Consider the following 24107-nt stretch of genomic DNA (forward strand, 5'->3'; position numbering starts at 1 on the left):
ATTAGCCAGACATCTAGCATTGAGGACACTTAGGGTTGCGCAAAAGCACTTCTCTAACGATCCTTGGCAGGAGCGTCAGAGAAGTCTTTTGCGCATCCTTTAGGTAAAGATCAAAACAAAGCGGCTTCCGCTTTGTTTTTTTATGGAGAGAATAAGTTGGGAAAGGCGAACAATGAAAGTTATGAAGAAGTTCTCTGCAATGAGTACGAATCGCTTTCATTTAAAAACTTTTCCCTTTCTCTCTCACCCCACAAAATATTCATTTGTGGTGGTAAAGTTAATACAGGGAATGTATACCCTCAAAGCTTACGAGACAGAATAATAGCTTTTTTTGAAGTCACCGATACTGATGGCTTATCTGACTCTTTCATAATGGCAGAAACCTTCAAAGACTATTTTAGAGAAAACACTTATTCTGATTTGTTCACCTTTGAAGATGACATAGCAAAACTATCAACGTTAGTGATTATCTGTTTAGAAAGTCCAGGTTCGCTTGTGGAGCTTGGTATGTTCGCAAATGTAAGCGACACTAAGAAACTATTAATATTTGTTCCCGATGAACATGTAGAGGCAGAAGATTCATTTATATTTCTTGGCCCGTTATCATTTCTAAAAAGAAAAGATATTGAATCAGTTCACACTTTCCCTTGGCCAAAATCAGATACAGAACATTACGCAGACTTGCCATTAGTCATTGAATGCATAAAAAACAGGTTAAAAACAGCAAATAAAAAGGCGCCCTTCTCCCAATCCAACCCTGCACACATTGCACTTTTGATATTCGACATAATTCTCATCTTTTATCCAATAAAAGATTATGAAATTGAACTAGCCCTCATAGCAATGAATATTGAAAGCTCGAATGAAAATTACATTAAAAGGATTCTTTACTTATTACAAGCAATGGGCATGATAGGAAAGAAAAAATACAGCAACATTACATTCTATTACCCACTTGAAAATAATAAAAGAGTTTACCTAGGCAAGGACAATCAAGGTCGGATCAAGGAATATAAATCCATGAGAGTTAGGGCGGTGACATCATTTGTGCTATCTGAGGATGAATCTTCTCGAAAAAGAAAACTGGCACTAGCTGCTATTACTCGAATTCTTGAGGAGCAAAAAGCAAAATGAGTTTACTTGAACAGTTTTCTTCTGCTCTCTTCATGGATAAAGCATCTTTAAAAAGCTTTATCTATACAGCTCCACGTCGATACAAAAGATACCCCATCCCTAAAAAAAATGGGAATGGGTTCCGCATAATAGCTCAACCCTCTAAACAAATAAAATCATTACAAAGGCTTGGAATTTCACTCTTAGCTATTTTTCTAAAAACGCATTACTCTGCTCATGCGTATGTAGAAGGAAAAGGAATTAAAACCAATGCTGCTGCCCATCAGGGCAACGACCATTTACTCAAAATGGATTTCAAAGATTTCTTTCATTCAATTACACCTGACATTTTAATAAAAACACTGGATAAAAATGACGAGAAAAAGACATTAGATGAGGAGGATAGATATATAATCTCTCACCTATTCTTCTGGAAGTTACGAGGCAATAGCCCGTTAAGACTCAGTATTGGGGCGCCTACATCACCAATAATTTCCAATGCAATTATGTATGACTTTGATGAAGAAATAGCAGACTATTGCGCAGACTTAAATGTCAGATATACGCGGTATGCAGATGATTTAACGTTCTCAGCTAAAGATAGAGAATGTCTTACGACTATACCTAACGAAGTAAACATTGTACTTAGAAAGAACTTTGGCTCTAAAATAAGAATCAACAAAGAAAAAACCTTGCATTGCAATAAGTCAATGAACAGGAGCGTGACAGGAGTTATTTTGAATAATACAAATGACAGCTTGTCTTTAGGTAGGAAAAAGAAAAGAATGATAAGTTCTTTTGTTCATAGGTTTTCATACAGCCTTTTGGATCAACAAGAAATCAACTATCTTAATGGTATTTTAGGACATGCAGCTCATATTGAACCTCAATTTGTTGAAAGATTGAAGGAGAAATACGGACAAGATGTAATTGCCAAAATCAAAGCCTCCATTGAATATTTATAATTCACTCTTCCTATCTTTGCGACATGACTGACAAACTAAGTGCCGTTGCGCGCGCTCGTAGCCCCGCCACGCCTGCCCGCTTTGTGTAGCGGTTTTCATGCGCCTGCATGACGGGTATCAGGCCGTGCCACTGCTGGCCTGAACGGGAGAAAAACAGGTGCATTTATTCATGCGTTTTCATGCAGCATAGACATGCACTGCCGCAACGGCAGGCCAGCCAGAGAAAAGAACGTAAAAAACCCGGCGCGGTGGCCGGGTCAGGAGCTGAATGTTTATGCTCAGACTGGGATGTGCTGACGGTTTGAAAGTTTGCTGGCCGCGCCATAGCGGTTCAGCGTCTGCGGTAGCCGCGCCGGTGCCTCCTCTGCCGGTTCCGCAACCACGGCTGTTTTCTGCGGCTTCATAATAATGGCGTCCAGACTTTCAAGGGTGGTGAAAGTACAGGAGCACTCAATATTCCGGCACTGATACCACGTCTTTTTCAGCGTGCCGGTCTGGTACTCGCTGGTACGCGTGTGTGCGGTTGTGCCGCACTCCGGACATTTCATTGCCATATCAGCCTGCCCCCTGTTGCGCGTTCAGCTTTTTCAGGCGGAACTGATAGCGGAAATGGCTGGCCGGAGTGTAGCCGGTAAAGCAGTCCGTTCGCATTTCCTCATCCGGAAACAGCCCGGTTTCATCCAGAATGGCCTGATAAGGTTTCCCGGCTACAGGCTGACTGTTTTCAGCCTGGCGCACTATGGCTAAACGCAAAACCTGTATGGCCGCATTCAGTCCGGCAGAGCCGTTCAGATAAGGAGCCAGCGCGCTGGTCAGTTCGCTGCCGTGTGCGGCCATAAAGGCGGTCAGCGCCTCATTCACGCAGGCATCCATTACCCGGCGCTGCGTCATAATTCCTTCGCGCGCCGCGCAGTTTATCTGCCATTCCAGCACATCCAGCCATTCGCGGAGATTATCCATCCGTTCGCCGTAATCCGCCGGTTTAACGTCATCTGCTTTCAGCGCATCCACCTGCTGCTGCCTGTCCTCACGGCTTGCGCGTAAGGCACGCCAGTTTTCTCCGGCGCTGCGGCACTGGTTCAGGGCGTTCTGTGGGGTGGTCAGGTTGCTCATTATGCTTTCTTCCCCGCAGCCATTTTACGCTGAACGGTAATGCGGTGGCGTGCCGCCGGGGTGGAAGCATTTCGCGCATCATTATCTGCCGGAGATACGGGATACAGTCCCGCTTCTTTAAGCAGCGTATCGCCTTCCACTGACGGCATCTGGTTTATGGCTTTTGCCGTAATTTCTGACTGAACGAACAGCTTAAACAGCGTGTCGGCGTCGCTCACGCCTTCTAAGCCACCGGCGTGCTCATATCTCATGGCGTGCATTCGCAGGCTGAGTGCATTAATCAGGGCCTGTCCGTGCTCTTTCATAAACTGTGCCCAGACGTGACGGGAATGCACCTTTATCAGCGAATGATGGGCGCTGATGTAGGTTATCGCCCGGTCGCCGGTCGTCCAGGGCAGGGTTTCCGTTTCGGCCTGGTGTACGGCCATCCGGCCCTTACAGCCCAGGCGATACCTTTATCACGCTTATCTGGCGTATATGGAGGCGAACGGCTATAAAAACCCGCTCAGCATGAAGATGTTCAGCCTGGCGCTGGAAAGTATCCTGCGGGAATACGGCCTGCACTACATGAAGCGGCGCACGAAGCTGGGGATACAGACCAACCTCGACCTGACGGAAGAAAGCAGCACCGACTGGCTGCCAAAGTGCGACGACCCTGCAGCGGTATGACTAACCAGAACCGGCGAAAGCCGGTTTTTTATGCCTGAACTTTAGCGGTGATGAATGATATCCTTCACCCTTCACCTGACGTTCACCAAGTAATTGACTGATATATATAAATAAAAAATGAAGGTGAACAGTGTGAAGGGTTTTCTGTAAAATCTTTTTTAAGTAGAACGGTTTTCAATAAAATTACCGTTTGCAGTAAGAATCTCAAAGTAATCTAAAGTGACTATTCAACTGAAGAGCGGACCGCACACTTCTGGCAAGCCATAACATTGAGAAGGACTGATGATATTTACCCTTTCGTCGACTAAATACCAGAAGAATTCATTTATCGAGTTCTACTGCAATGATTTATTCATTTCTAACCAGTATGCTGCCATCAGCAGATGGCTTTTTCTTCATAGATTAAGCGTGATATATTATTATCAAATTTTAATGCGTATAATGTGGACGGCATAAATGATCACTATTGAGCATGCAGTTGATTTAGCTAGACCTTGGGCGGTGAAGTTATTCGAAGAAAAAATACTCCCTTTTATTTTTAATAGAGGCGCTGACTTTTATAAGAAAGAAAAGAATATACTGAAGCTTAAGAGTCAGATGTCTGACTATTTAGCAAAAACAAAAGCGCAATGCTCATTAATTAACTCCCTGGCCTTCCCAAACATTTTAAAAAAGGTTAATGATATATATGTCCCATTAACTCTATCAAAGTTAGACTCTAGAGAAACAAGTGATCATATAGTTCGCAGAGGCGATATACTTTTAGATCAATTTAAGAACATTTTAATAATAGACAATGCCGGAATGGGTAAGTCGACGCTGATGAAGAAAATCGTTGTTGACGTCATAGACAACTCGGGTGAAATCCCCATATATATAGAATTAAGAACCCTTAACAACAGCCCAATCATAGATCAAATTAAAAACCTTATAGGGCTAGATAGCTTCAGTGATGATAGCACATTAAAAAGAATACCTTTTACCTACTTCTTTGACGGTGTAGATGAAATACCTTTCGATATTAAGAACGATCTAATAAAAAGAATAAAAACCTTTAGCGATGAAATGTCTGAATCTAAAATCATTATAACATCAAGGCCAGACCAGTCTCTACTCGAATTACATTCCTTTAGTAGATTTAAAATTCGACCGCTGAATTTAAATCAATCATATGATTTAATAAAGCTGTACGATGTAAACTCATCGAAGATTGGTAATAGCTTAATACTTTCCAATAAACTTATTGCTGAAATAAAAGCAATGAAGGAAGCAGATAATAGCGCCATCATTGAATTCTTAACAACGCCCTTATATGTTTCACTTCTTTTCTGTTCTTACAAATATAAACCCGTAATCCCGAGACGCAAGGACCTTTTTTATAGCCAAGTTTTTGAAGCACTTTTTGAGACTCATGATCTTAGTAAAGAAACAGGTTACGTTAGAAGAAAAGAGTCTGGATTAGACATAACTGACTTCAGCATACTTTTGCGTAGATTAGCTTTCTGGTGTTTAAAAAACAATGGTAGATTAGAGTTTAGTAGAGGAGAACTTGAAAGTGTGCTAACTGGAATCATCGAAAAAATCAAGGGAATCAATGTAAAGCCAATAAAGTTTATAAGCGATCTTACATATTCAGTCCCCTTATTCATTAAGGAAGGTTCGCTTTATCGTTGGTCTCACAAGTCACTAATGGAATATTTCTGTGCTGAGTTCATTTGTATTGAGGTTAAAGATAAGAGAGATGAATTATTACTGAAAATGTATGAAAGCAATAGCTCCGTTAAATTTAAAAATATAATTGAACTTTGCTCTGATATTGATTACGACTCTTTCAGAAAGTCTATACTAAAACAAAGCCTCCATCAATATTTCGAACATTCTGAAAAAATATTATCTTTTGAATCTCTCAATGAAAGTGATAAAGAAATTTGGACGAGCATTAGTTTTTTCTCCGATTTAAACCTACTTTTAACTCCCTACAGTCACGCAAGTTTAGGAGATTTCGATATATTTGAAAATGAAAAATCCCCCAATAACAACTTTGAAAATAGTTTTATAGGGTTTCGTGATTACGTCACTCACATCACATATCCATCCTCTCTTAAAAGCACTGTCTTCGAAATAATCAGGTTAAGAAACCCAGAATATTTCTTTAGAGAAAAAGACTATTACGATAGATTGTACTTTGACGCACTTAAAGTGCCGGAAAACATGATAATTAGGACTAAAAATGGGGAGGTTGTTGCTTTTAATAATGAAATCATCCCCGATATCATAGGTATTATCCTTCAGTTTAGGCATACTTTAACGACTCCTGTAATACACAGACAAGCAGCTAGCAAGATTCTACATGATATTACTTCAGACACATCTAACGGGGTAAATGACTTACTCGAAGGATTTGACTAAAAAACTCACCATCAACCAAATATCATATTTCACGCTTGAATTTTATGACCCAATAAAGAATTAGTGAATATAGGTGTGTTTATGAGAGCTGAATTTTTCGCCAATGAATGCACTCCTTGGCTCTGGAGTCCTTGACACTGAGTACTCGGGTGTAAGAAGTGCAGTAGTTAAAAGCATATCTAACGATATAAGTTAAGCCCTAACAGGTCTTGAAATATAGGTTGATGAATGAGATTGGTATACGCTTAGGTATACCAATTATTAAAAAATATATAAATAATCAACTAAATCATATGTTTGACAAATAAATTCAGACTCCGCCAGCCCACCAAAATTCTCCATCGGTGATTACCAGAGTCATCCGATGAAGTCCTAAGAGCCCGCACGGCGCAAGCCCTGCGGGCTTTTTTGTGCCTTAAATTAGCGCTGCGAAATCTGAATTTTCCTGAATAAATCCAAACTTTTTAGACACCTTGAGAAGTACCTCGTAAAATGTGATTGTTTTCGTGATGCCTAAACGACGAAAACCCAATGATCGCCAATGTCCAAACTCTGCCAATTTTTTCCAGTATCACCGTTTGTGTTATTGATACGAAAAGCGGCTGAAATAAGGTATAAAGCCGCATGAAAATCCCAAACAGAATCCAACCGCTGGTCGATGACGGCCTGATAGACGAAGTGCTCCAGCGTCTAAAAAGCGGCAAAGAAGCAGACGTGTACACTGTCTTATGTGGTGACAAAATCCAGTGCGCCAAAGTGTACAAAGAAGCAACACAACGTAGCTTTAAGCAGGCCGTGCAGTACCAGGAAGGTCGTAAAGTCCGTAATTCGCGTAATAGCCGTGCAATGCAAAAAGGTTCCAAATTCGGACGCAAGCAGCAAGAAGAGTCCTGGCAAATGGCGGAGGTCGATGCGTTGTTCCGTCTGGCTAACGCGGGTGTGCGCGTACCACAGCCTTATATGTGTATCGACGGCGTGTTACTGATGGAGCTGGTCACGGATGTTGAAGGTATGGTCGCTCCTCGTCTTAGCGATGTGACCTTAACAGAAGAAAGTGCCATTGCTGATTTCGATACCATGATTCGCAATATTGTGCGCATGTTGTGTGTAGGCATCGTACATGGCGACTTATCAGAATTTAACGTGTTGCTCGATGCGAATGGCCCGGTAATTATCGACTTGCCGCAGGCGGTAGACGCCGCTGCTAACAACCATGCTCAATCAATGTTTGAACGCGATGTGAATAACATCACCGCTTATTATGGCCAGTTCGCACCACAATTATTGCAAACGCGTTATGCGAAAGAAATTTGGCTGTTATATGAAGATGGAAAATTAACGCCAGAAACACCACTAACCGGTCTCTTCGTCGAAGAGAATCACACAGTGGATATGGATTCGTTGATGGATGAAATCATTGCAGCGGAAGATGAGTTTTACGAGCGGCAGCGCGCAAATAAAGAGCGAGACGATGAATAAATGCCAGAACGATATGCGTCGCTGAGGTGCTTTAGCAGCAGAAAAGAATCGTGGAAAGAGAAGCAGCCAGACGCTGAATACACGCAATCTGCTCCAGTCGAATTAAGCTATCTCATTTAAAAAAGCCCGTGAAAGCGGGCTTTTTTGTCTTTGATACCCACAGTAACTTTTAGCCAAAGCAGCGTTGTAAACTGAGATGTGGGCTTGCTAATACACGAGCATCACCCGTAAAAGCTTTAATCGCTGGTGCCATAGAGACTTGTGCCAATGCAACATTATCTGCCCCCTCATCTAATGCTTTTTTGATCGCTTCAGCTATTAACGCAAGATAGTTATCTCGATCGCCTGATTTAAAGATCTGCCATGCTTCCGATACCAGTCGTACTTCAGGCTGTAACCGTGTCGTATCTCGACAAAAAAGGGCTGTCGTGGTCGCTAATGTAGACGGTGCGGCATAAAGCACCACCGACTTTCCGGGACGATCACCTAATACATCTGCCAACATTTGATCGGTTCGGTACACTGCGCATCTCTTTTCCAAACAAGGGAAATTTTCAGCTACTGCACCCAGCGTTGAACAGGTGATCAAAACGGCGTCAAAATGAGGCATTATCGACTGAATAAAAGAGACCAATTGCTGCTTTAGTTCCACCGTCAATCCGCCTGCCCGCTCAGCTTCAGCCAACCAGTGCGGCATGACAAGATGACTTAAATGAATAGCGGGAATGTTGAGTTTACAGGCAGCGTCGTCAAAAATAGCGATATTACTCGCGGCGGTATGTAAGCAGGCTACAGCCATTAGATTTTCCATTCATTGAGTGCGTTACGCCAGTAAAACATCAATGGACGATATTCAACTTCATCAAAAGTTGCAACAATATTATCAGGTTAACTTTACGCTTTTTAATCAAGCGTAATATTAAAGCCATACCAATGATTAATTTAGAATATCAATTTTATTGTCGTTATTAACGCCTGAACTAACCCCCTAACCTCTTAACGACTGGTAGATAATATTTGTAATTTTCTCGCCTACGGTTACATCATCTATTTGTAACTCTTCCTGTAAAACCTTTTCACGTTTTAACCGCATTGGATCGCGATCGTTGACAATATTTTCCACAAACCGTGCAATATCCTTTTCATTCCTTGCCACATCATAGGCATCATAAATGAAATCTGCAGTTTTATTCAGTCCGTAGCACGTTTTATGGGTTAGATAAAGAATGGGTTTTTTCGAGGGGAGGTATTCAAGTAAAAAAGATCCCATATCAGCAATAAGCGCATCAGATTGGGAGAATGAAGATTTATAATCATGACTGAAGTCCCAGCTAACATTATTCCGGGCCTTTGAGATATCAACGAGCTTTTGGTAGTTATCCTGAGTCTTTTGACTTGCCACATTCAACCACTGTTTTAGCAAAGGATGAGGACGAATGATCACATGAACATCATCACGTTCAATCAGTTTTATGATGGCCGCATGATAAATATTAAATGTGCTGTACATCTTCCGGTTTCCCGGCAGGATAAAATGGGGTGTCCAAAGAAACGTTTTAACCTTCCCCTTCGTTTTATTCTCTTCATCAAAACCATAACGGCGATCGTAATAATCAAATTTAGGATGCCCCGTGACATAGACATGCTTATTACCTGCATGGCATTGAGACGCAAACTCTTTTCTGTGTCTTTCGGAGCGAGAGAAAATCCATGTCGCTAAATTTTGACATAGCAAATTGTATTGATACACCATGGTTTCTTCACCGATGCCTGTATCGAGCGCATAAGGAATATAGGCAATTTTAACGCCACGCTGATACAGATATTCGCTGCGAAAAGCTTCTGGCCTCGCTTCATCATAAGGATTCTGCAGGAAAACGACATCAGGCTGGCGTGAATCCAGCGAATAATCCTCGAAACCAATGTAATCGAGCGACCTCTCTTTGAGTATGCCGCGCTGGATATCACCCCTTAGATCGGTGGCGTTGAAGTTCAGATAGGGCACAACAACAATACGACAATCAAAAGCGGGATTACTGCGCATAGCATCAATCACCGATTCAAAATTTGTCCATCCTGGCGGCCACTGGAAGTAAAAGTCCACTTTGATTGGGCCAGAGGGTGAAGGTGATAATTTTGCAGGAGAGATGATTTCGTGTAATGGCTTGTTAAACTGCGAGCGACAATCACTCTTTTCGCTCATGCTTTTATCAGTAAATGGGCTGCCGCTAGTGGGAAAAATGCCTAGCCATAAATCCCGATGCATACTTGTGTGCCAGTTTACGTCCAAAGCATACTCTTGCTCACTTTTTCCCTGAAGCAAGGCTTGTAATCCACAGCGGTAATTGGTTAATAACGAGGTGTAATAATCTTTATTAACCACGTAGGCACAGGCAGATCCCGCAACATTAACGCGGACCAGATAATCAACCGTTTTAACCGGCGTAACTTTATAGTAATTTGCAGCGAAGAGCGCAACGCTCCATTTTATCTTCGATAACGCATTGAGAAAGCGATTTATATTTTCATAATTATTTTCACACTCATTAAAACAAAAATCATCCTCAATGATAAAAGCGTTATGCCAACCCTGCGCTTGCGCCATCTCTACTGCATTAATATGTGCTTGAGTCCGATGACAAGCTGAAGATTCACCTGATGGCGTTTCAATACGAACAATTTTATCATCAGGTACCCCCAAAGCACGCAATTGGTCAGCGAGGAACGCCCAGCGGCCTTGATCTCCATCAAGTATTATTAATATAAATTTATCAATAACCTGCCAGTTTATCATCGCCATAATACCATCATATCTTTTACAGTTAATAAACATCACCTGCGGGCAAGCCTGATACTGACTTACTCACTGAAATGACGTGCCTATTCACCTAAAGCGACAAAGCGGGTTAAAACTTAAATCCCCTATTAAAAAAGACAAATCCATTCAACCGTTTAAAAGAGTGGAACACGATTTTTTTATTTTAACCACCCTTATTAAATATACGTTCACGCAAAGATCCGAAACTTTTCTATTTACTCAAACTGATTGAAAAAAAAGATCGATAACTCCCCTTAAAATAAAATTGCGTCACCGGATTAGGTTATTAATGCGCTAATAACCGCTAACAGAAGTATGCATTTTTTCTCGGCTCTATTACGCTTGTAGCGTTTGAACGTAATGTCTGCCCACTCGCTTATAACTGCATCGTCAGCCTTATACCTTTTTTGCATATCATTAGCCTATTTTCGACTATTCTTCGTCTCGGCCCTTTCGTACACTCGCGTTACTTTTTTTAGGCAAGGAAATTTCATGAAAAAAATAATTCCATCACTGCTGGCAATGACGCTGGCTGCAGCCTTCACAGCCCATGCCGCCACGCCAAAAGATACGCTGGTGATTGCTCAATCAACTGATGATGCCGACAGTTTTGATCCGGCCAAAGGTTTTGAACTTACCACCGTGCAGGCTTTTACCAATATCTATCAACGTCTGGTGCAGTCTGATCCGCAAAATCCTATCGATCTTCAGCCGACATTAGCCACTTCCTGGCAAGCTGGCAGCGACAATCGCAGTATGACGTTTGAGCTGCGTAAAGATGCGAAATTTGCTAGTGGCAATCCGCTGCGTCCAGAAGATGTGATCTTCTCGTTGGGTCGCGTGGTTAAGCTGAACCTTGATCCTTCTTTTATTCTTACCCAACTCGGCTGGAACAAAGACAACGTTGATACTTTCTTGAAGAAAGTCGATGACAATCATGTTCAGATCAGCTGGAGTGCTAACGTCAGCCCAACATACGTTCTGAGCCTGCTTTCTGCGCCGGTTTCATCCATTGTTGATGAAAAAACGGTGATGGCGAATGCTAAGAATGGTGACTTCGGTAATCAGTGGTTAGCAACACATTCTGCAGGCAGCGGTCCTTACCAGATCCGCAAAGTCGTTCTGCATGAAGTGGTGTTGCTGAGCGCCAACCCAACCTCACCTGCAGGTGCGCCAAAGCTGAAAAACATTTTAATTAAAAACGTACCGGAACCCGCTGCTCGCCGTCTGTTGCTGGAGCAAGGTGATGCGGATATTGCCCGCAACCTGGGTGCTGACCAGATTGCTTCACTTAAAGGTAAAGCTGGCGTGAAGACCGAAGCCATTCCAATGGCGTCGCTTTACTATATTCAGTTCAATATAGGCGCCAATGATACGCTGAAAAATCCGGCGTTTTGGGAAGCAGCGCGTTACCTGTGGGATTATAACGGCATCGCCAATGACTTGCTGAAAGGCCAGTTTGATGTGCATCAGACTTTCCTGCCGAAAGGTTTCCTCGGCGCGCTGAACGATACGCCCTACAGCTATGATCCTGAAAAAGCCAAAGCGATTCTGAAAAAAGCGGGTTTAAACAACGTCTCCTTTACGCTTTCTACCAGCAATCAACCGCCATACCTTGATATCGCGCAAGCGTTACAAGGCAGCTTCGCCAAAGGCGGCGTGAAAGTGGACGTGGTGCCGGGATTAAGCTCTGAAGTCTCTACTAAAGTAAAAGCGCATCAATACCAGGCTACGCTCAATGCATGGGGTTCCGACTATTTCGATCCGAACACCAACGCCGCTTCTTACGCTTATAACCCGGAAGATGGCAGCAAAACCCTGGCTTATCGATCAGACTGGCATATCCCGGAACTGAATAAGCAGGTATTAGCCGCAACCGCTGAAAGCGATCCAGCGAAGCGCGTTGCATTATATGAAGCTATGCAGCGCGAAGTGCTGAAGAACTCGCCGTATGTGATTGGTATGCAGGCGAAAAACCTGATTGCTCTGCGTGATAACCTCAAAGGCTATGTACAGGGCATCAACCCTGACATGGTTTACTACTCGCAGGTTACGAAGTAATGGCAAATTCTGCCCACTCTGCCGGGTTCGCCCGGCATTTTTGGCAGCGTGCCGGGCGCGTTTCCACCAGCTTGCTGTCGCTGCTGGTGACGTTGCTCGGCCTGCTCGCCTTCACCTTTATGTTGTCGCACCTTTCACCGATCGATCCGGTGCAGCAGATTGCGGGCGATCACGCCAGCGAAGCGACCTATGAGCAGGTACGCCACGAGCTGGGTCTGGATCAGCCAGTATTAATGCAGTTCTGGCACTACATTGAGCATTTGGCGCGGGGCGATCTGGGTGTGTCACGGTTGACTAACCAGCCGGTCAGCAATGATTTGATGCAGACTTTCCCGGCGACGATTGAACTGGCCAGCTGCGCAATGATCTTCGCGGTAGTGTTTGGTGTTAGCCTGGCGTTACTTGCGGCATGGAAGCCAGGCAGCATCATCGATAACATCGCTCGCTTTATTTCACTGTTGGGCTATTCAGTGCCGGTGTTCTGGCTTGGCCTGCTGGGCATGCTGCTCTTTTACGCCGTGCTGCATTGGTCAGCCGGACCGGGACGACTGGATGATATCTGGGTTTATACGCTGGAGCCAAAAACCGGTTTTGTGTTGATCGACAGCTGGCTGTCGGGCGAGCCAGAGATGTTCCGTAATGCGATTGCGCACTTATGGTTGCCAGTAGTGATTTTGGGCCTGCTGGCGATGGCAGGTATTACGCGCCTGTTGCGTGCTGCGCTGCTGGAAGAGAGCAGCAAAGAGTATGTGACGCTGGCTCGCGCCAAAGGTGCCGGACGCGTTCGTATCCTGCTGCGTCATATCTTTCCCAACGTACTTGGCACGCTGGTCACGGTGATTGCCCTTTCCTACGCCACGCTGCTGGAAGGTTCAGTGCTAACCGAAACCGTGTTTGCCTGGCCTGGCGTCGGTCGCTACATGACCAACGCGCTGTTCTCCGGCGATGTGCCCGCAATTCTGGGTGCCACATTACTGATTGGCGGCTGCTTTATTTTAATTAATGCGCTGGCGGATGCCCTTACCTGGTTAACCGATCCGAGAACCCGATGACGCAACAACTCTCTGAACTTGAAACTGTGCGGCCTCGACGCCGCCAACGCCGCGTCACCTCATTAACGATTGGTCTGACGTTAGTGGCGATCCTGATCCTGATGGCGCTGCTGGCTCCGCTGCTTTCGCCTTACGATCCCAACCTGCAAACCATATCGAATCGCCTGCTGCCGCCTTCCGCGCTGCACTGGTTCGGCACTGACGGCTTTGGTCGCGATTTGCTGTCCCGCGTGATTTACGGTGCGCGTCCAACGCTACTGCTGGTGTCGTTGATTTTGATTCTGACCATCCCGGTTGGTCTACTGATTGGCATCACCGCAGGTTACGTCGGTGGCTGGACGGAACGTGTGCTGATGCGCATCACCGATATCTTCCTGTCGCTGCCCAATCTGGTGATTGCACTGGCGCTGGTATCAATTATGGGGCCGGGGTTAATGAACGGCGCGCTGGCGCTGGCGCTGACCAGTTGGCCACCGTTTGCTCGCCAGGCTCGTGCTGAAACGCTGGCGCTGCGCCGCAGTGATTACCTTGCCGCCGCACGTATGCAGGGCATTACCGGCTTCCGCCTGATGTTTGGCCATATTCTGCCACTTTGCATGCCGACAGCGGTGGTGCGAGCGGCCCTGAGTCTGGGCGGCATTATTCTTTCTGCTGCTGGCCTCGGCTTTCTCGGCATGGGCGTACAGCCGCCAACGGCTGAATGGGGTTCAATGGTCGCGGAAGGCAGTAAAGTCATTTTCGACCAATGGTGGGTTGCTGCCGCTCCGGGCGCCGCGATTCTGTTCGCCAGCCTCGCTTTTAATCTGACAGGCGACGGCCTGCGTGACCGACTGGATACCCGACATGCAAAATAATGTCTTACTTCATGCCGAGTCGCTCACTATTCGTAGCGATGATGCGCTGCTGGTAGATAACATCAGTTTTACCCTTGGCCGTGAGCGCGTGGCGCTGGTGGGCGAATCTGGCTCGGGTAAATCTCTGACTGCTCGCTCCCTGATGGGCCTACTCTCCCCTGCTCTGCATTTACAGGCAAAACAGCTGCAAATAGCCGGAGAAAACGCGCTGAAGTTACGTGAGCGAGACTGGAATACGCTGCGTGGCAACCGCGTTGCGATGGTGATGCAAGATCCGAAATATGCCCTCAATCCTACCCGCACAATCGGCTGGCAAGTTGAGGAGCCGCTGCTGCTGCATCGCCGCCTCAGCCGCGCTGAGCGTAAAGAGAAAGTGTGCGAAATGCTCAATGCAGTGGGATTACCTGATCCACGTCGACTGATGCAAAGCTATCCCCACCAGCTTTCTGGCGGCATGGGCCAGCGCGTGATGCTGGCGATCGCCTTGATCACCGATCCCGATTTCCTGATTGCTGATGAGCCAACATCCGCACTGGATCATGCTATGCGCGATCAAGTGCTGGCGCTGATCCGTGGTTTAGTCGAAGCGCGCAATATGGGGTTGTTGCTGATCAGCCACGATCTTCAGCAGGTTTCAGAGCACTGCGAACGCGTGATGGTAATGTACAAAGGCCAACTGCTGGATACGCTGCCGGCTAATGAGCTGCCTAACGCCACCCATCCTTATACGCGCACCTTGTGGTCGTGCCGCCCGAGCAAAGCTACGCATGGCCAAACGCTGCCGGTGTTGGATCGTGCTGCGCTGGAGGTGAATCGTGATTAATTTGCAGAACCTGAGCGTAGCGCACAAGCAGGGTTACGAGCTGCGTACCGTGGTGTGTGATGTCAATCTCCAGGTTGAAGCGGGTGCCTGCTTTGGTTTGGTTGGCCCATCCGGCTGCGGTAAATCTTCGCTGCTGTGGGTTATGGCCGGACTCAATCCGCACTGGCAAGGCAAGATGCAGCTGGCGGGTAAAGATGTTGCGCCGGGTAAACCGTTTACCGGCGAATTGCGTCGCGACGTACAGATGGTTTTTCAAGATCCCTACGCCTCGCTGCATCCGCGTCACCGCCTGCGTCGTACCCTTGCCGAGCCGTTAAAATTGCTGAGGCGCGACAACATTGACGATCGTATCAATCAAGGCTTTCGCCATGTTGGCCTGGATCCGGCACTGGCGGATCGCTATCCGCATCAGCTTTCAGGCGGTCAACGTCAGCGTGTAGCGATTGTACGTGCGCTGCTGCTTGAGCCGAAGATCCTGCTGTTAGATGAGCCGACGTCGGCACTCGATATGTCGGTACAGGCTGAGATCCTTAACTTGCTAAGCGATCTGAAACGCCAGGATGGCTTAACCATGGTGTTGGTGAGTCACGATCCTGATGTGATCGATCACATGTGTGACAGCGCGGTACGCATGGCGCAGGGCCGCATCATTGAGCAGATCGGCGCGTAGTACTTGAAGCGTGGTCCAATTTCGTCGTAGGGTAAAATCCCGTAAACGGAATGCTGAGGACCACGTGTTTTCGATTCAACAAGAACCTTTCTCACCCTGCGCTGCCACGTTAATTGCCGCGTTAGATCACTGGCAAAACGCCCTTTACCCGCCCGAAAGTCAACATTGCACCGACCTCACGGCGCTCGCAGACGATGAGCTGATTCTGCTGATGGCGCGAGATACACAAGGCCGCGCAGTGGGATGTTTGTCGTTAATGATTCAGCCAAACGGTTTTGGTGAATTAAAACGTCTGTTTGTTGCACCCGAGATGCGTGGACAAGGTGTGGCAGAACAGTTGATGTCCGACATTGAAACGCAGGCGCGTGACGCCGGTTTACAGCAACTCAGACTGGAAACCGGCCTACATCATCACGCCGCGCTGCGATTTTACCAGCGTCTGGGCTATCAACGCTGTGCAGCCTTTGCGCCTTACGGTGACGATCCACTCGGCGTCTATCTCAGTAAAACGCTTTAATACGCCATTCCGCCCCGCTTCTCTGTGCGTTAGCCAGATTGAATGATGAGAAAGTCGCGGTTTAACGCCTTCATGCAAACGCGAAGCCGTAACGGCTATACTCGCGGCATTGATGACATAAAAGGAGTGAAAAATGACGGTTAAATTACGCCCGCTGGAAAGGGAAGATCTGCACTTTGTTCATCAACTGGATAACAACGCCAGCGTGATGCGTTACTGGTTTGAAGAGCCTTATGAGGCGTTTGTTGAGCTTTACGATCTCTACAACAAGCACATTCACGATCAAACTGAACGTCGCTTTGTGGTTGAGCACGATGGGCAAAAAGCCGGGCTGGTGGAATTGGTTGAGATCAATCATGTCCACCGCCGCGCAGAGTTTCAGATCATCATCGATCCTACGCATCAAGGCAAAGGTCTCGCCAGCCAGGCGGCTAAGCTGGCGATGGATTATGGTTTCTCCGTGCTTAATCTTTACAAGCTCTATCTGATTGTTGATCAGGAGAACGAGAAAGCGATCCACATCTACACCAAGCTGGGTTTTGAGATTGAAGGCGTGCTAAAGCACGAATTCTTTATCAACGGCGAATACCGCAACACCATCCGCATGTGTATTTTCCAGCACCAGTATCTGGAAAAGCATAAAACGCCAGGCGGCATGCTGCAACCTACCGCGCAGTGATTAACCGCGCGCGCCAACCGGGTTCATAAACGGACGTGGATGCTCTGGTTTAAGGTTGTACATGCCGCCATAGAAAGGATCGACCAGCAGCCAGCCAGGGAATCCGCCCAGCGGAATGTTACCTAACAGATACCAGAGGTTGGCGCGCGCCTCGATGGGCATCGTCACCGGCACATAGCCAGGACTTTCCAGCATCAGCAGATAATGTTTTTTACCGAAGTAACGGCCGGTTGATTTTTCCAGCTCAACGGTTTGCGGCGTGAATCCCTGAGCAACCGCGCGGCCGTTCTCATCCTGCACCGTGAAGCGTGCGCCCTGCGGCAGGGAATCGATGCGTACCGATTGGGTTTCGTTGCCGACAATGGTGGCACAACCGCTAAGCAGTAGTGCAGCGGCCAAAGCCAGAATTCGCTGTTTCATGAAGGGATCCACTAAAAGGTCAGGAAGCACAGTCTAAACTGCCCTTCCCGCCTTTTCACGCGTCTCAATCGCGCTATCATCGCCCGATTCTGCTGCCTTATTGCGGTTGACAACGGTGCGCGATAGCCGCGATGTCTTTCGGCGAGGTGCGACAGCAACCGCCAATGAGACGTGCGCCAGCGTGTTGCCATTCCGGTAATTTGTCATGCAAGGTGCAGCCCGAAGGCGCGGAGTGCCAGGTTTTGCTGCTGGCATCATATTGCTCGCCAGAATTGGGATAAACCACCAGCGGTTTGTCGGTTAACGCCTGAAGCTGTTTCAGCGCAGGCGTAACGCTTTCCAGTGCCACGCAGTTAATCCCCAACGCCACCACTTGCGGCTGTGCATCAAGATAGGCCACGACCTCGCTCAACGGGGTTCCATCGCTGATGTGTTCCGCATCCCGCAGCGTGAATGAAAACCAGGCCGCGCTGTGAGGAAATTCCGTCAGCAACTTCACCAGCGCCTGAGCTTCAGCAAACGAAGGCAAGGTTTCACATGCCAGCAGATCCGCGCCCGCTTCCAGCAGCGCTTTCACGCGTGGCCGGTGAAACGCCATCATTTCCGCTTCTGGCAGTGCGTAATCACCGCGATACTCTGATCCGTCAGCCAGATAAGCGCCGTAAGGCCCAACTGAACCCGCCACCAGCAGCGTCTGGTGCGCGCCTTGCTGCGCAAGAAAATCCTGACGAGCACGTTTCGCCAGCTCAACGCTTTGCGTAATCAGCGCCAGCGATTGTGTTTCATTCAGACCTCGCGCTGCGAAACCCTGCGGCGTCGCTTGATAGCTGGCGGTAATTGCACAGCGCGCCCCGGCGGCGAAATAGTCATAATGCACCTGATAAATCAGCTCAGGGTTTTCCATTAATACCTTGGCAGACCACAGCGCATCAGCCAGATTGCAGCCACGCGCTTCCAGTTCAGTGGCCAGCGCGCCATCAAGAATCAGCGATTCAGATTCCGTTAGCGCCTGCGCGACAGGATTAAGCGACATCGTTGGCCTCCTCAGCCTCAGGGAATTTTTTATTTTTGTGCGTTATATGGTATGCGCCATAGCAAAGCAGCACAAACGGAATGCCGCACCATAAGGCGATGCGTTGAGTGGGATCGAATGCCAGACCTATACAGGCCATCAGGCAAAGCAGAAAGCCAAGAATCGGCGTCAGTGGATACAACGGTGCACGGTAAGCCAACGCGTTAAGCGACTTGCCTTGTTGGAGGTGATGACGGCGGAACATGAAATGCGATGCGCAAATACTCAGCCATACTGCAACCACCGCAAAACCGGAAATCGCTGACAACGCCACGAACACCGTGTCTGGCGCAATCACGCTGGAAAACAGCGCTAACAGCCCGCCAATCATACTCATCGTGATAGCGAACAGCGGCACACCGCGTTTATTTACACGGGCAAAGGCGCGCGGCAGCGTGTTCTCATTGGCCAGCGACCACAACATACGACCTGACGCGTAAAGTCCCGAATTGGCGGCTGACAGAATCGCCGTCAGGATCACAAAGTTGATGATATCCGCCGCCCAGGGAATACCGATTTTCTCAAAAACCAGCACAAAGGGGCTTTTCACAATGCCCGCCTGATCCATGGGAATCAGCGCCGCCAACACCAGCACCGTACCGATGAAGAAGATGATCAGGCGCGCCACGGTGGTGCGAATCGCCAACGGCAGGACTTTCTGGGGATTCTGCGTTTCGCCCGCTGCAATACCGATTAGCTCGGTGCCGGAGAAAGCAAAGTTTACCGCAACCATGGTCATCAAAATGGGTAACACGCCATTTGGCAACCAGCCATGCGCGGTGAGGTTACTCAAACCCGGCGCGGCCGTGCCATCTTTCAGCGGGATAAAGCCGAACATCGCGCCCGCCCCAAGAATGATGAAAGCAATAATCGTGATCACTTTGATCAGTGAGAACCAGAACTCTCCTTCCGCAAAGAAGCGAGTTGAGATGACATTCAACAGATAAATGGCGATACAGAAGACTAAACACCAGATCCAGACTGGCACCTGCGGGAACCAATACTGCATGCAAAAACCCGCGGCCGTCAGGCTTGAACCCAGTGCCACCGTCCAGGTCAGCCAGTAAAGCCAGGCCACGGTATAACCGGTTGCCGGGCTAAGATAACGCGCAGCGTAAACGTGGAATGCGCCTGTTTCGGGCATTGCCACCGACAGTTCGCCAAGGCACACCATCACCAGCCAAACTACGAAAGCGCCAATCAAATAGGCCAATAATGTGCCTGCTGCGCCCGTGGTTGAAATGATGTAGCCGGTGTTAAAAAACAACCCAGTACCGATTACACCGCCCAGCGATAGCATCACCAGGTGGCGCGCTTTCATGGTTCTTTTAAAGGGATCCTGTGAAGGATTATTTTGCTCGCTCATAACTTTATCCGTATGGACGTCTAAACATCTATATCGAACAGCGTTATACGCGTCACAGCCAGGAATTGCAACGTGATGAAAGGTAAGGATTTGACAGCAGGCGGGTCAGAGCCCCGTCGCGGCGGGGCCTGATGCGTTAGCCAAAAACACTTTGCAGGTAGCGTTCAAGCGCCATGCGTGAACTGAAACCATGAGGAATACCATAATGTTCCTGCGAATCACCCGCCAGATAGAGCGGAAATTGGGTGTAATGATCACAGGTTTTCATTTCTGATGCCGGTTCAGCAAAAGGTTGGCTTTTCTCTTTTAGCGTCGGATGAATGACCAGCGCCGTGCGCCCCATTCGCGCTTCGCGATTAACATAAACGTAGTTGTCACCACGACGATATCCGTACGCGCGTGGCGTGATTTCATCCACTTCGAAACCCGCTTTTTCCAGTACGCGCGCTACCTCATCTGGTCGTAAATACATGCTTAATTCTCTCCTCTTCAAAAGCCTCGCAACCTTACAACAGCATGACAGACCTGGCGTTCGGAATTTTCCCTAAAGGCCACTCTCGCGTCTCGTTTAGCAAAAGGTCGTCTACACTCAGTATTACGTTTTAAATCAAAGGGAGCCAAAAAATGTTTAATCGAACCAGCAAAAACGATGACATTGATATTAATCAGGATGTGAACGAGCTCGCAGATTCACTCGAAGCATTGCTGAAATCTTACGGCAGCGATGCAAAAGATGAAGTGACCAACGCCCGCAGCCAGGCAGAGACACTGCTTAAGCAAACGCGCGCTAAACTCAATGGCAGCGGAAATCGCGTATCCCAGGTCGCACGCGACGCAGGCTATCAGGTTGACGCTTACGTGCATGACAAACCGTGGCATGGCGTGGGTATCGGTGCAGCAGTAGGTATCGTGCTGGGTGCGCTGCTGGTTTCTCGCCGCTAACACCTAAAGTATTGACTAAGCCTCGCATTTTGCGGGGCTTTTTTATGCCTGTTTTTTGACCTGATCTCTTTACAAAATAATTTTTCAAATGCGGAAGGCGCATGGCAACTGGCGTTAGCCGCTTTCTGGCAGTGCAAATCTCAAATCCCTATATATAGTGCGCTTGATCTCCACAAACACTACATCTAGTATTTAGCTCATCAGCACGACACAAGATGTCAGCAAGGACGAAGCCCACAGCAAACGGTATTTGCTTCGTATCTCGCGACCTGAACCCTTTACAGAGAGGAATACGAATCATGCGCATTATTATTTACACCAAAAACAATTGTGTCCAGTGTAATGCCACTAAAAATGCCATGGATCGTAACGGCATCACTTATCAGTTGATCAATCTCGATAGCCAACCCGAGGCTATCGACAACCTAAAATCGCTGGGTTATCGCCAGGTTCCAGTGGTTATGGCGGATAACGATCACTGGAGCGGTTTCCGTCCCGATAAAATCGCCAGCCTCCGTCAGCTTGCCGCTGTCGGCGGATAACGTCATGTTCCCACTGGTCTATTTTTCCAGCCAGTCGGAAAACACCCATCGATTCGTGACCCGACTGGGCTTGCCCGCCCGCCGCATTCCGCTTAACGCGAAACAACAGCTGCACATCGACCAGCCTTATATTCTGGTGGTGCCCAGCTATGGCGGCGGGAGCAGCCGTGGCGCTGTACCCAGGCAGGTCATTCAGTTTCTCAATGATGAAGCTAACCGACGCGGTATTCGCGGCGTCATTGCTGCCGGTAACCGCAACTTCGGCGAAGGATATTGCCTTGCGGGCGACATCATTGCGAAGAAATGCCAGGTTCCCCGTCTCTACCGATTTGAATTGATGGGAACCCTCGAAGATATCGCTAATGTAAAAGCGGGAGTAACCCAATTTTGGCAACAACAGACACCCTCAATAATCTGACGCTGGATTATCATTCGCTCAATGCCATGCTGAACTTGTACGATGCCGATGGCCGTATCCAGTTCGACAAAGATCATGAAGCGACGCGCCAGTTTTTCCTGCAGCACGTTCAACCTAACACGCTCGCCTTTGATTCGGCCGCTGAGCGTTTGCGCTACCTGGTGGCGGAAGGTTACTACGAAGCAGATGTGCTTAATCAATACGATTTCACTTTCTTGTGTGCTATCCACGACGAAGCCGATGCCTGGGGTTTTGAGTTCAAAACTTTTCTCGGCGCCTGGAAGTATTACACCAGCTACACGCTGAAAAGCTTCGATGGCAAACGCTATCTGGAAACCTTTGAACAGCGTGCTTGCATGGTGGCGCTGACGCTGGCGCAGGGTGATGAAGTGCTGGCGCGTGCGCTGCTGGAAGAGATCCTCAGCGGCCGTTTCCAACCTGCAACACCGACGTTTCTAAACTGTGGCAAACAACAGCGCGGCGAACTGGTTTCCTGTTTCCTGCTGCGTATTGAAGACAATATGGAGTCGATTGGCCGGGCGGTGAACTCTGCGCTGCAACTTTCGAAGCGCGGCGGCGGCGTGGCTTTTCTGTTGTCCAACCTGCGTGAAGCGGGTGCCCCAATCAAGCGTATTGAAAACCAATCTTCCGGCGTGATTCCGGTGATGAAAATGCTTGAAGATGCGTTTTCTTATGCTAACCAGCTGGGTGCACGTCAGGGCGCGGGTGCAGTTTGGCTCAACGCGCACCATCCCGACATTTTCCGTTTCCTTGATACAAAACGTGAAAATGCCGATGAAAAGATCCGCATTAAAACCTTGTCGCTTGGTGTCGTTATCCCCGATATCACTTTCCAACTGGCGAAAGAAAACCGCCCGATGGCACTGTTTTCACCGTATGACGTTGAGCGCATTTATGGCCAGGCATTTGGTGATATCAGCATCAGTGAGAAGTATGACGAAATGCTGGCGGACGATCGCATCCGTAAAACCTATATTCAACCCCGCGACTTCTTCCAGACGCTGGCTGAAATCCAGTTTGAATCGGGTTATCCCTACATCATGTTTGAAGACAGCGTAAACCGCAGCAACCCAATTGCCGGTCGCATCAACATGAGCAATCTCTGTTCTGAGATTTTGCAGGTCAACAGCGCCAGCGAATTCAATGACGATCTCGGTTATCGCCGCATCGGTAAAGATATCTCCTGCAATCTCGGTTCGTTGAACATTGCGCATGCGATGGATTCCCACGATTTGGCACGCACAGTGGATGTCGCCGTGCGCGCGCTGACGTCGGTGTCGATGATGAGCCAGATCGATTCGGTGCCTTCGGTCGCCGAAGGGAATCGTCGATCACATGCCATTGGTTTAGGGCAGATGAATCTGCACGGTTATCTGGCGCGTGAAGGTATCGCCTACGGTTCACCTGAAGCGTTGGATTTCACCAATCTCTACTTCTATTGCGTAACCTATTATGCGCTGCGTACCTCGAACCATTTGGCGGAAGAGCATCAGCAAACGTTTGAGGGTTTTACCGCGTCGAAATACGCCGATGGCAGCTACTTTGATAAATATTTGCAGCGTGAATGGTTGCCGCGTACCGAACGCGTGACACAGCTGTTTGCAGAGGCTGGCTTGACGTTACCGACGCATGCCGATTGGCTGGCGCTACGTGACGCAGTTATGAAACACGGTTTGTACAATCAAAACCTGCAGGCGATTCCGCCAACCGGTTCGATTTCATACATCAACCATGCGACCTCCAGCATTCACCCTATCGTGTCGCGCATCGAGATTCGTAAAGAGGGCAAAACGGGCCGTGTTTATTACCCCGCGCCGTTTATGACTAATGACAATCTCGACCTGTATCAGGACGCTTATCAGATTGGCCCGGAAGCGATTATCGATACTTACGCTGAAGCGACGCAACATGTTGACCAAGGCTTGTCATTGACGCTGTTTTTCCGCGATGACGTCACCACGCGCGACATCAATAAAGCCCAGATCTATGCGTGGAAGAAAGGCATCAAGACGCTGTATTACATACGACTTCGTCAAATGGCGCTTCAAGGCACAGAGGTTCAAGGCTGCGTTTCTTGTGCGTTGTGATGAAAACTAATGAACTG

24 protein-coding genes and 1 pseudogene are annotated in these 24107 nt (G+C 47.8%); 16 read left to right on the top strand and 9 right to left on the bottom strand.

Translation table 11 applies throughout. From position 1 onward, the window contains the following. Positions 1-156: 156 nt before the first annotated feature. On the top strand, positions 157-1134 hold the full coding sequence (locus SC127_RS03470) for a retron St85 family effector protein (protein WP_332625240.1): 978 nt from the start codon (positions 157-159) through the stop codon (positions 1132-1134). After that, positions 1131-2078, top strand: coding sequence for a retron St85 family RNA-directed DNA polymerase (locus SC127_RS03475; RefSeq protein ID WP_332625242.1), 948 nt, complete (start codon positions 1131-1133; stop codon positions 2076-2078). Before SC127_RS03470 ends, SC127_RS03475 begins: the two co-directional genes overlap by 4 nt. Before the next feature lie 278 nt (positions 2079-2356). Here the strand turns inward: SC127_RS03475 and SC127_RS03480 are convergent, their stop codons facing one another. From SC127_RS03480 to SC127_RS03490, 3 genes are read right to left on the bottom strand one after another with little or no spacing between them, the layout of a single operon-like run. Then, positions 2357-2632 carry an ogr/Delta-like zinc finger family protein gene (locus tag SC127_RS03480; RefSeq protein WP_332625244.1) on the bottom strand — a complete coding sequence of 92 codons (276 nt, stop codon included), beginning with the start codon at positions 2630-2632 and terminating at the stop codon, positions 2357-2359. Between the two features lies 1 nt (position 2633). Continuing rightward, complete coding sequence (locus SC127_RS03485; protein ID WP_332625245.1) at positions 2634-3191, bottom strand: phage polarity suppression protein; 558 nt, start codon at positions 3189-3191, stop codon at positions 2634-2636. Continuing rightward, entirely contained in the window at positions 3191-3619 is a 429-nt protein-coding gene (locus tag SC127_RS03490; protein WP_332625247.1) for a phage polarity suppression protein, read from the bottom strand. The genes SC127_RS03485 and SC127_RS03490 overlap by 1 nt, the downstream gene beginning before the upstream one ends. A 13-nt stretch (positions 3620-3632) precedes the next feature. On the opposite strand from SC127_RS03490, the pseudogene SC127_RS03495 reads away from it, so the two are divergent. The 3 genes and pseudogenes from SC127_RS03495 to SC127_RS03505 all read left to right on the top strand — a co-directional run. Continuing rightward, positions 3633-3860: pseudogene (locus tag SC127_RS03495) on the top strand (winged helix-turn-helix domain-containing protein); the annotation flags it as partial. Positions 3861-4316: 456 nt separating this feature from the next. Continuing rightward, positions 4317-6269, top strand: a complete 1953-nt coding sequence (locus SC127_RS03500) for an NACHT domain-containing protein (protein ID WP_332625248.1) — start codon at positions 4317-4319, stop codon at positions 6267-6269. Between the two features lie 624 nt (positions 6270-6893). Further along, the gene (locus SC127_RS03505; protein WP_215845823.1) at positions 6894-7748 is read left to right on the top strand and encodes a PA4780 family RIO1-like protein kinase; all 855 of its coding nucleotides are present in this window, start codon (positions 6894-6896) and stop codon (positions 7746-7748) included. A gap of 169 nt (positions 7749-7917) precedes the next feature. Here SC127_RS03505 and SC127_RS03510 read toward each other — a convergent pair whose 3' ends face one another. Both SC127_RS03510 and SC127_RS03515 read right to left on the bottom strand, forming a co-directional pair. Then, positions 7918-8547: a glutamate racemase gene (locus SC127_RS03510; RefSeq protein ID WP_332625250.1), complete on the bottom strand. Its 630-nt coding sequence runs from the start codon at positions 8545-8547 to the stop codon at positions 7918-7920. A gap of 189 nt (positions 8548-8736) precedes the next feature. After that, positions 8737-10548, bottom strand: a complete 1812-nt coding sequence (locus SC127_RS03515) for a CDP-glycerol glycerophosphotransferase family protein (protein WP_332625252.1) — start codon at positions 10546-10548, stop codon at positions 8737-8739. A gap of 510 nt (positions 10549-11058) precedes the next feature. Here SC127_RS03515 and SC127_RS03520 point away from each other — a divergent pair. The 7 genes from SC127_RS03520 to speG all read left to right on the top strand — a co-directional run bounded on the left by SC127_RS03520 (position 11059) and on the right by speG (position 17222). Then, a complete protein-coding gene (locus tag SC127_RS03520) occupies positions 11059-12627 on the top strand; it encodes an ABC transporter substrate-binding protein (protein ID WP_332625254.1) in 1569 nt (522 codons plus the stop codon). Beyond that, entirely contained in the window at positions 12627-13679 is a 1053-nt protein-coding gene (locus tag SC127_RS03525; protein ID WP_215845821.1) for an ABC transporter permease, read from the top strand. The genes SC127_RS03520 and SC127_RS03525 overlap by 1 nt, the downstream gene beginning before the upstream one ends. Then, positions 13676-14533: an ABC transporter permease gene (locus SC127_RS03530; protein WP_215845820.1), complete on the top strand. Its 858-nt coding sequence runs from the start codon at positions 13676-13678 to the stop codon at positions 14531-14533. Before SC127_RS03525 ends, SC127_RS03530 begins: the two co-directional genes overlap by 4 nt. Beyond that, on the top strand, positions 14523-15356 hold the full coding sequence (locus SC127_RS03535) for an ABC transporter ATP-binding protein (RefSeq protein WP_332625256.1): 834 nt from the start codon (positions 14523-14525) through the stop codon (positions 15354-15356). The genes SC127_RS03530 and SC127_RS03535 overlap by 11 nt, the downstream gene beginning before the upstream one ends. Further along, positions 15349-16026, top strand: a complete 678-nt coding sequence (locus tag SC127_RS03540) for an ABC transporter ATP-binding protein (RefSeq protein ID WP_332625258.1) — start codon at positions 15349-15351, stop codon at positions 16024-16026. Before SC127_RS03535 ends, SC127_RS03540 begins: the two co-directional genes overlap by 8 nt. A 64-nt stretch (positions 16027-16090) precedes the next feature. After that, positions 16091-16543, top strand: coding sequence for a GNAT family N-acetyltransferase (locus SC127_RS03545; protein WP_243077370.1), 453 nt, complete (start codon positions 16091-16093; stop codon positions 16541-16543). Between the two features lie 133 nt (positions 16544-16676). Continuing rightward, a complete protein-coding gene (gene speG, locus SC127_RS03550) occupies positions 16677-17222 on the top strand; it encodes a spermidine N1-acetyltransferase (RefSeq protein ID WP_215845816.1) in 546 nt (181 codons plus the stop codon). Here speG and SC127_RS03555 read toward each other — a convergent pair whose 3' ends face one another. The 4 genes from SC127_RS03555 to SC127_RS03570 all read right to left on the bottom strand — a co-directional run bounded on the left by SC127_RS03555 (position 17223) and on the right by SC127_RS03570 (position 20552). Further along, positions 17223-17642, bottom strand: a complete 420-nt coding sequence (locus SC127_RS03555) for a hypothetical protein (RefSeq protein ID WP_215845815.1) — start codon at positions 17640-17642, stop codon at positions 17223-17225. It abuts the gene before it with no gap. Between the two features lie 97 nt (positions 17643-17739). Next, complete coding sequence (mmuM, locus tag SC127_RS03560; protein WP_332625261.1) at positions 17740-18675, bottom strand: homocysteine S-methyltransferase; 936 nt, start codon at positions 18673-18675, stop codon at positions 17740-17742. Further along, entirely contained in the window at positions 18665-20080 is a 1416-nt protein-coding gene (gene mmuP, locus SC127_RS03565; protein WP_243077368.1) for an S-methylmethionine permease, read from the bottom strand. Before mmuP ends, mmuM begins: the two co-directional genes overlap by 11 nt. 136 nt (positions 20081-20216) lie before the next feature. Further along, positions 20217-20552, bottom strand: a complete 336-nt coding sequence (locus tag SC127_RS03570) for a DUF2002 family protein (protein ID WP_031376461.1) — start codon at positions 20550-20552, stop codon at positions 20217-20219. A gap of 152 nt (positions 20553-20704) precedes the next feature. Here SC127_RS03570 and SC127_RS03575 point away from each other — a divergent pair, with 152 nt between their 5' ends. From SC127_RS03575 to nrdE, 4 genes are all read left to right on the top strand, one after another. Beyond that, entirely contained in the window at positions 20705-21022 is a 318-nt protein-coding gene (locus SC127_RS03575; RefSeq protein WP_215845812.1) for a DUF883 family protein, read from the top strand. A gap of 299 nt (positions 21023-21321) precedes the next feature. Next, positions 21322-21564 carry a redoxin NrdH gene (locus SC127_RS03580; RefSeq protein ID WP_332625265.1) on the top strand — a complete coding sequence of 81 codons (243 nt, stop codon included), beginning with the start codon at positions 21322-21324 and terminating at the stop codon, positions 21562-21564. 4 nt (positions 21565-21568) lie between these two features. After that, positions 21569-21982, top strand: a complete 414-nt coding sequence (gene nrdI / locus SC127_RS03585; RefSeq protein ID WP_332625267.1) for a class Ib ribonucleoside-diphosphate reductase assembly flavoprotein NrdI — start codon at positions 21569-21571, stop codon at positions 21980-21982. Continuing rightward, positions 21952-24090, top strand: coding sequence for a class 1b ribonucleoside-diphosphate reductase subunit alpha (gene nrdE / locus SC127_RS03590; RefSeq protein ID WP_332625268.1), 2139 nt, complete (start codon positions 21952-21954; stop codon positions 24088-24090). Before nrdI ends, nrdE begins: the two co-directional genes overlap by 31 nt. Positions 24091-24107: the final 17 nt, after the last annotated feature.

The sequence above is a fragment of the Pantoea sp. T14 genome, assembly GCF_036663535.1.
Lineage (GTDB): Bacteria > Pseudomonadota > Gammaproteobacteria > Enterobacterales > Enterobacteriaceae > Pantoea > Pantoea phytostimulans.

Excerpts from the sequence above, each read along its gene's own strand:
- mmuM (WP_332625261.1), bottom strand. The coding sequence starts at position 18,675 with ATGTCGCTTAATCCTGTCGCGCAGGCGCTAACGGAATCTGAATCGCTG.
- SC127_RS03525 (WP_215845821.1), top strand. The coding sequence starts at position 12,627 with ATGGCAAATTCTGCCCACTCTGCCGGGTTCGCCCGGCATTTTTGGCAG.
- mmuP (WP_243077368.1), bottom strand. The coding sequence starts at position 20,080 with ATGAGCGAGCAAAATAATCCTTCACAGGATCCCTTTAAAAGAACCATG.
- nrdI (WP_332625267.1), top strand. The coding sequence starts at position 21,569 with ATGTTCCCACTGGTCTATTTTTCCAGCCAGTCGGAAAACACCCATCGA.
- speG (WP_215845816.1), top strand. The coding sequence starts at position 16,677 with ATGACGGTTAAATTACGCCCGCTGGAAAGGGAAGATCTGCACTTTGTT.
- SC127_RS03510 (WP_332625250.1), bottom strand. The coding sequence starts at position 8,547 with ATGGCTGTAGCCTGCTTACATACCGCCGCGAGTAATATCGCTATTTTT.
- SC127_RS03475 (WP_332625242.1), top strand. The coding sequence starts at position 1,131 with ATGAGTTTACTTGAACAGTTTTCTTCTGCTCTCTTCATGGATAAAGCA.
- SC127_RS03500 (WP_332625248.1), top strand. The coding sequence starts at position 4,317 with ATGATCACTATTGAGCATGCAGTTGATTTAGCTAGACCTTGGGCGGTG.
- SC127_RS03520 (WP_332625254.1), top strand. The coding sequence starts at position 11,059 with ATGAAAAAAATAATTCCATCACTGCTGGCAATGACGCTGGCTGCAGCC.
- SC127_RS03485 (WP_332625245.1), bottom strand. The coding sequence starts at position 3,191 with ATGAGCAACCTGACCACCCCACAGAACGCCCTGAACCAGTGCCGCAGC.
- SC127_RS03480 (WP_332625244.1), bottom strand. The coding sequence starts at position 2,632 with ATGGCAATGAAATGTCCGGAGTGCGGCACAACCGCACACACGCGTACC.
- SC127_RS03555 (WP_215845815.1), bottom strand. The coding sequence starts at position 17,642 with ATGAAACAGCGAATTCTGGCTTTGGCCGCTGCACTACTGCTTAGCGGT.
- SC127_RS03580 (WP_332625265.1), top strand. The coding sequence starts at position 21,322 with ATGCGCATTATTATTTACACCAAAAACAATTGTGTCCAGTGTAATGCC.
- SC127_RS03575 (WP_215845812.1), top strand. The coding sequence starts at position 20,705 with ATGTTTAATCGAACCAGCAAAAACGATGACATTGATATTAATCAGGAT.
- SC127_RS03530 (WP_215845820.1), top strand. The coding sequence starts at position 13,676 with ATGACGCAACAACTCTCTGAACTTGAAACTGTGCGGCCTCGACGCCGC.
- SC127_RS03570 (WP_031376461.1), bottom strand. The coding sequence starts at position 20,552 with ATGTATTTACGACCAGATGAGGTAGCGCGCGTACTGGAAAAAGCGGGT.
- SC127_RS03535 (WP_332625256.1), top strand. The coding sequence starts at position 14,523 with ATGCAAAATAATGTCTTACTTCATGCCGAGTCGCTCACTATTCGTAGC.
- SC127_RS03515 (WP_332625252.1), bottom strand. The coding sequence starts at position 10,548 with ATGGCGATGATAAACTGGCAGGTTATTGATAAATTTATATTAATAATA.
- SC127_RS03505 (WP_215845823.1), top strand. The coding sequence starts at position 6,894 with ATGAAAATCCCAAACAGAATCCAACCGCTGGTCGATGACGGCCTGATA.
- SC127_RS03490 (WP_332625247.1), bottom strand. The coding sequence starts at position 3,619 with ATGGCCGTACACCAGGCCGAAACGGAAACCCTGCCCTGGACGACCGGC.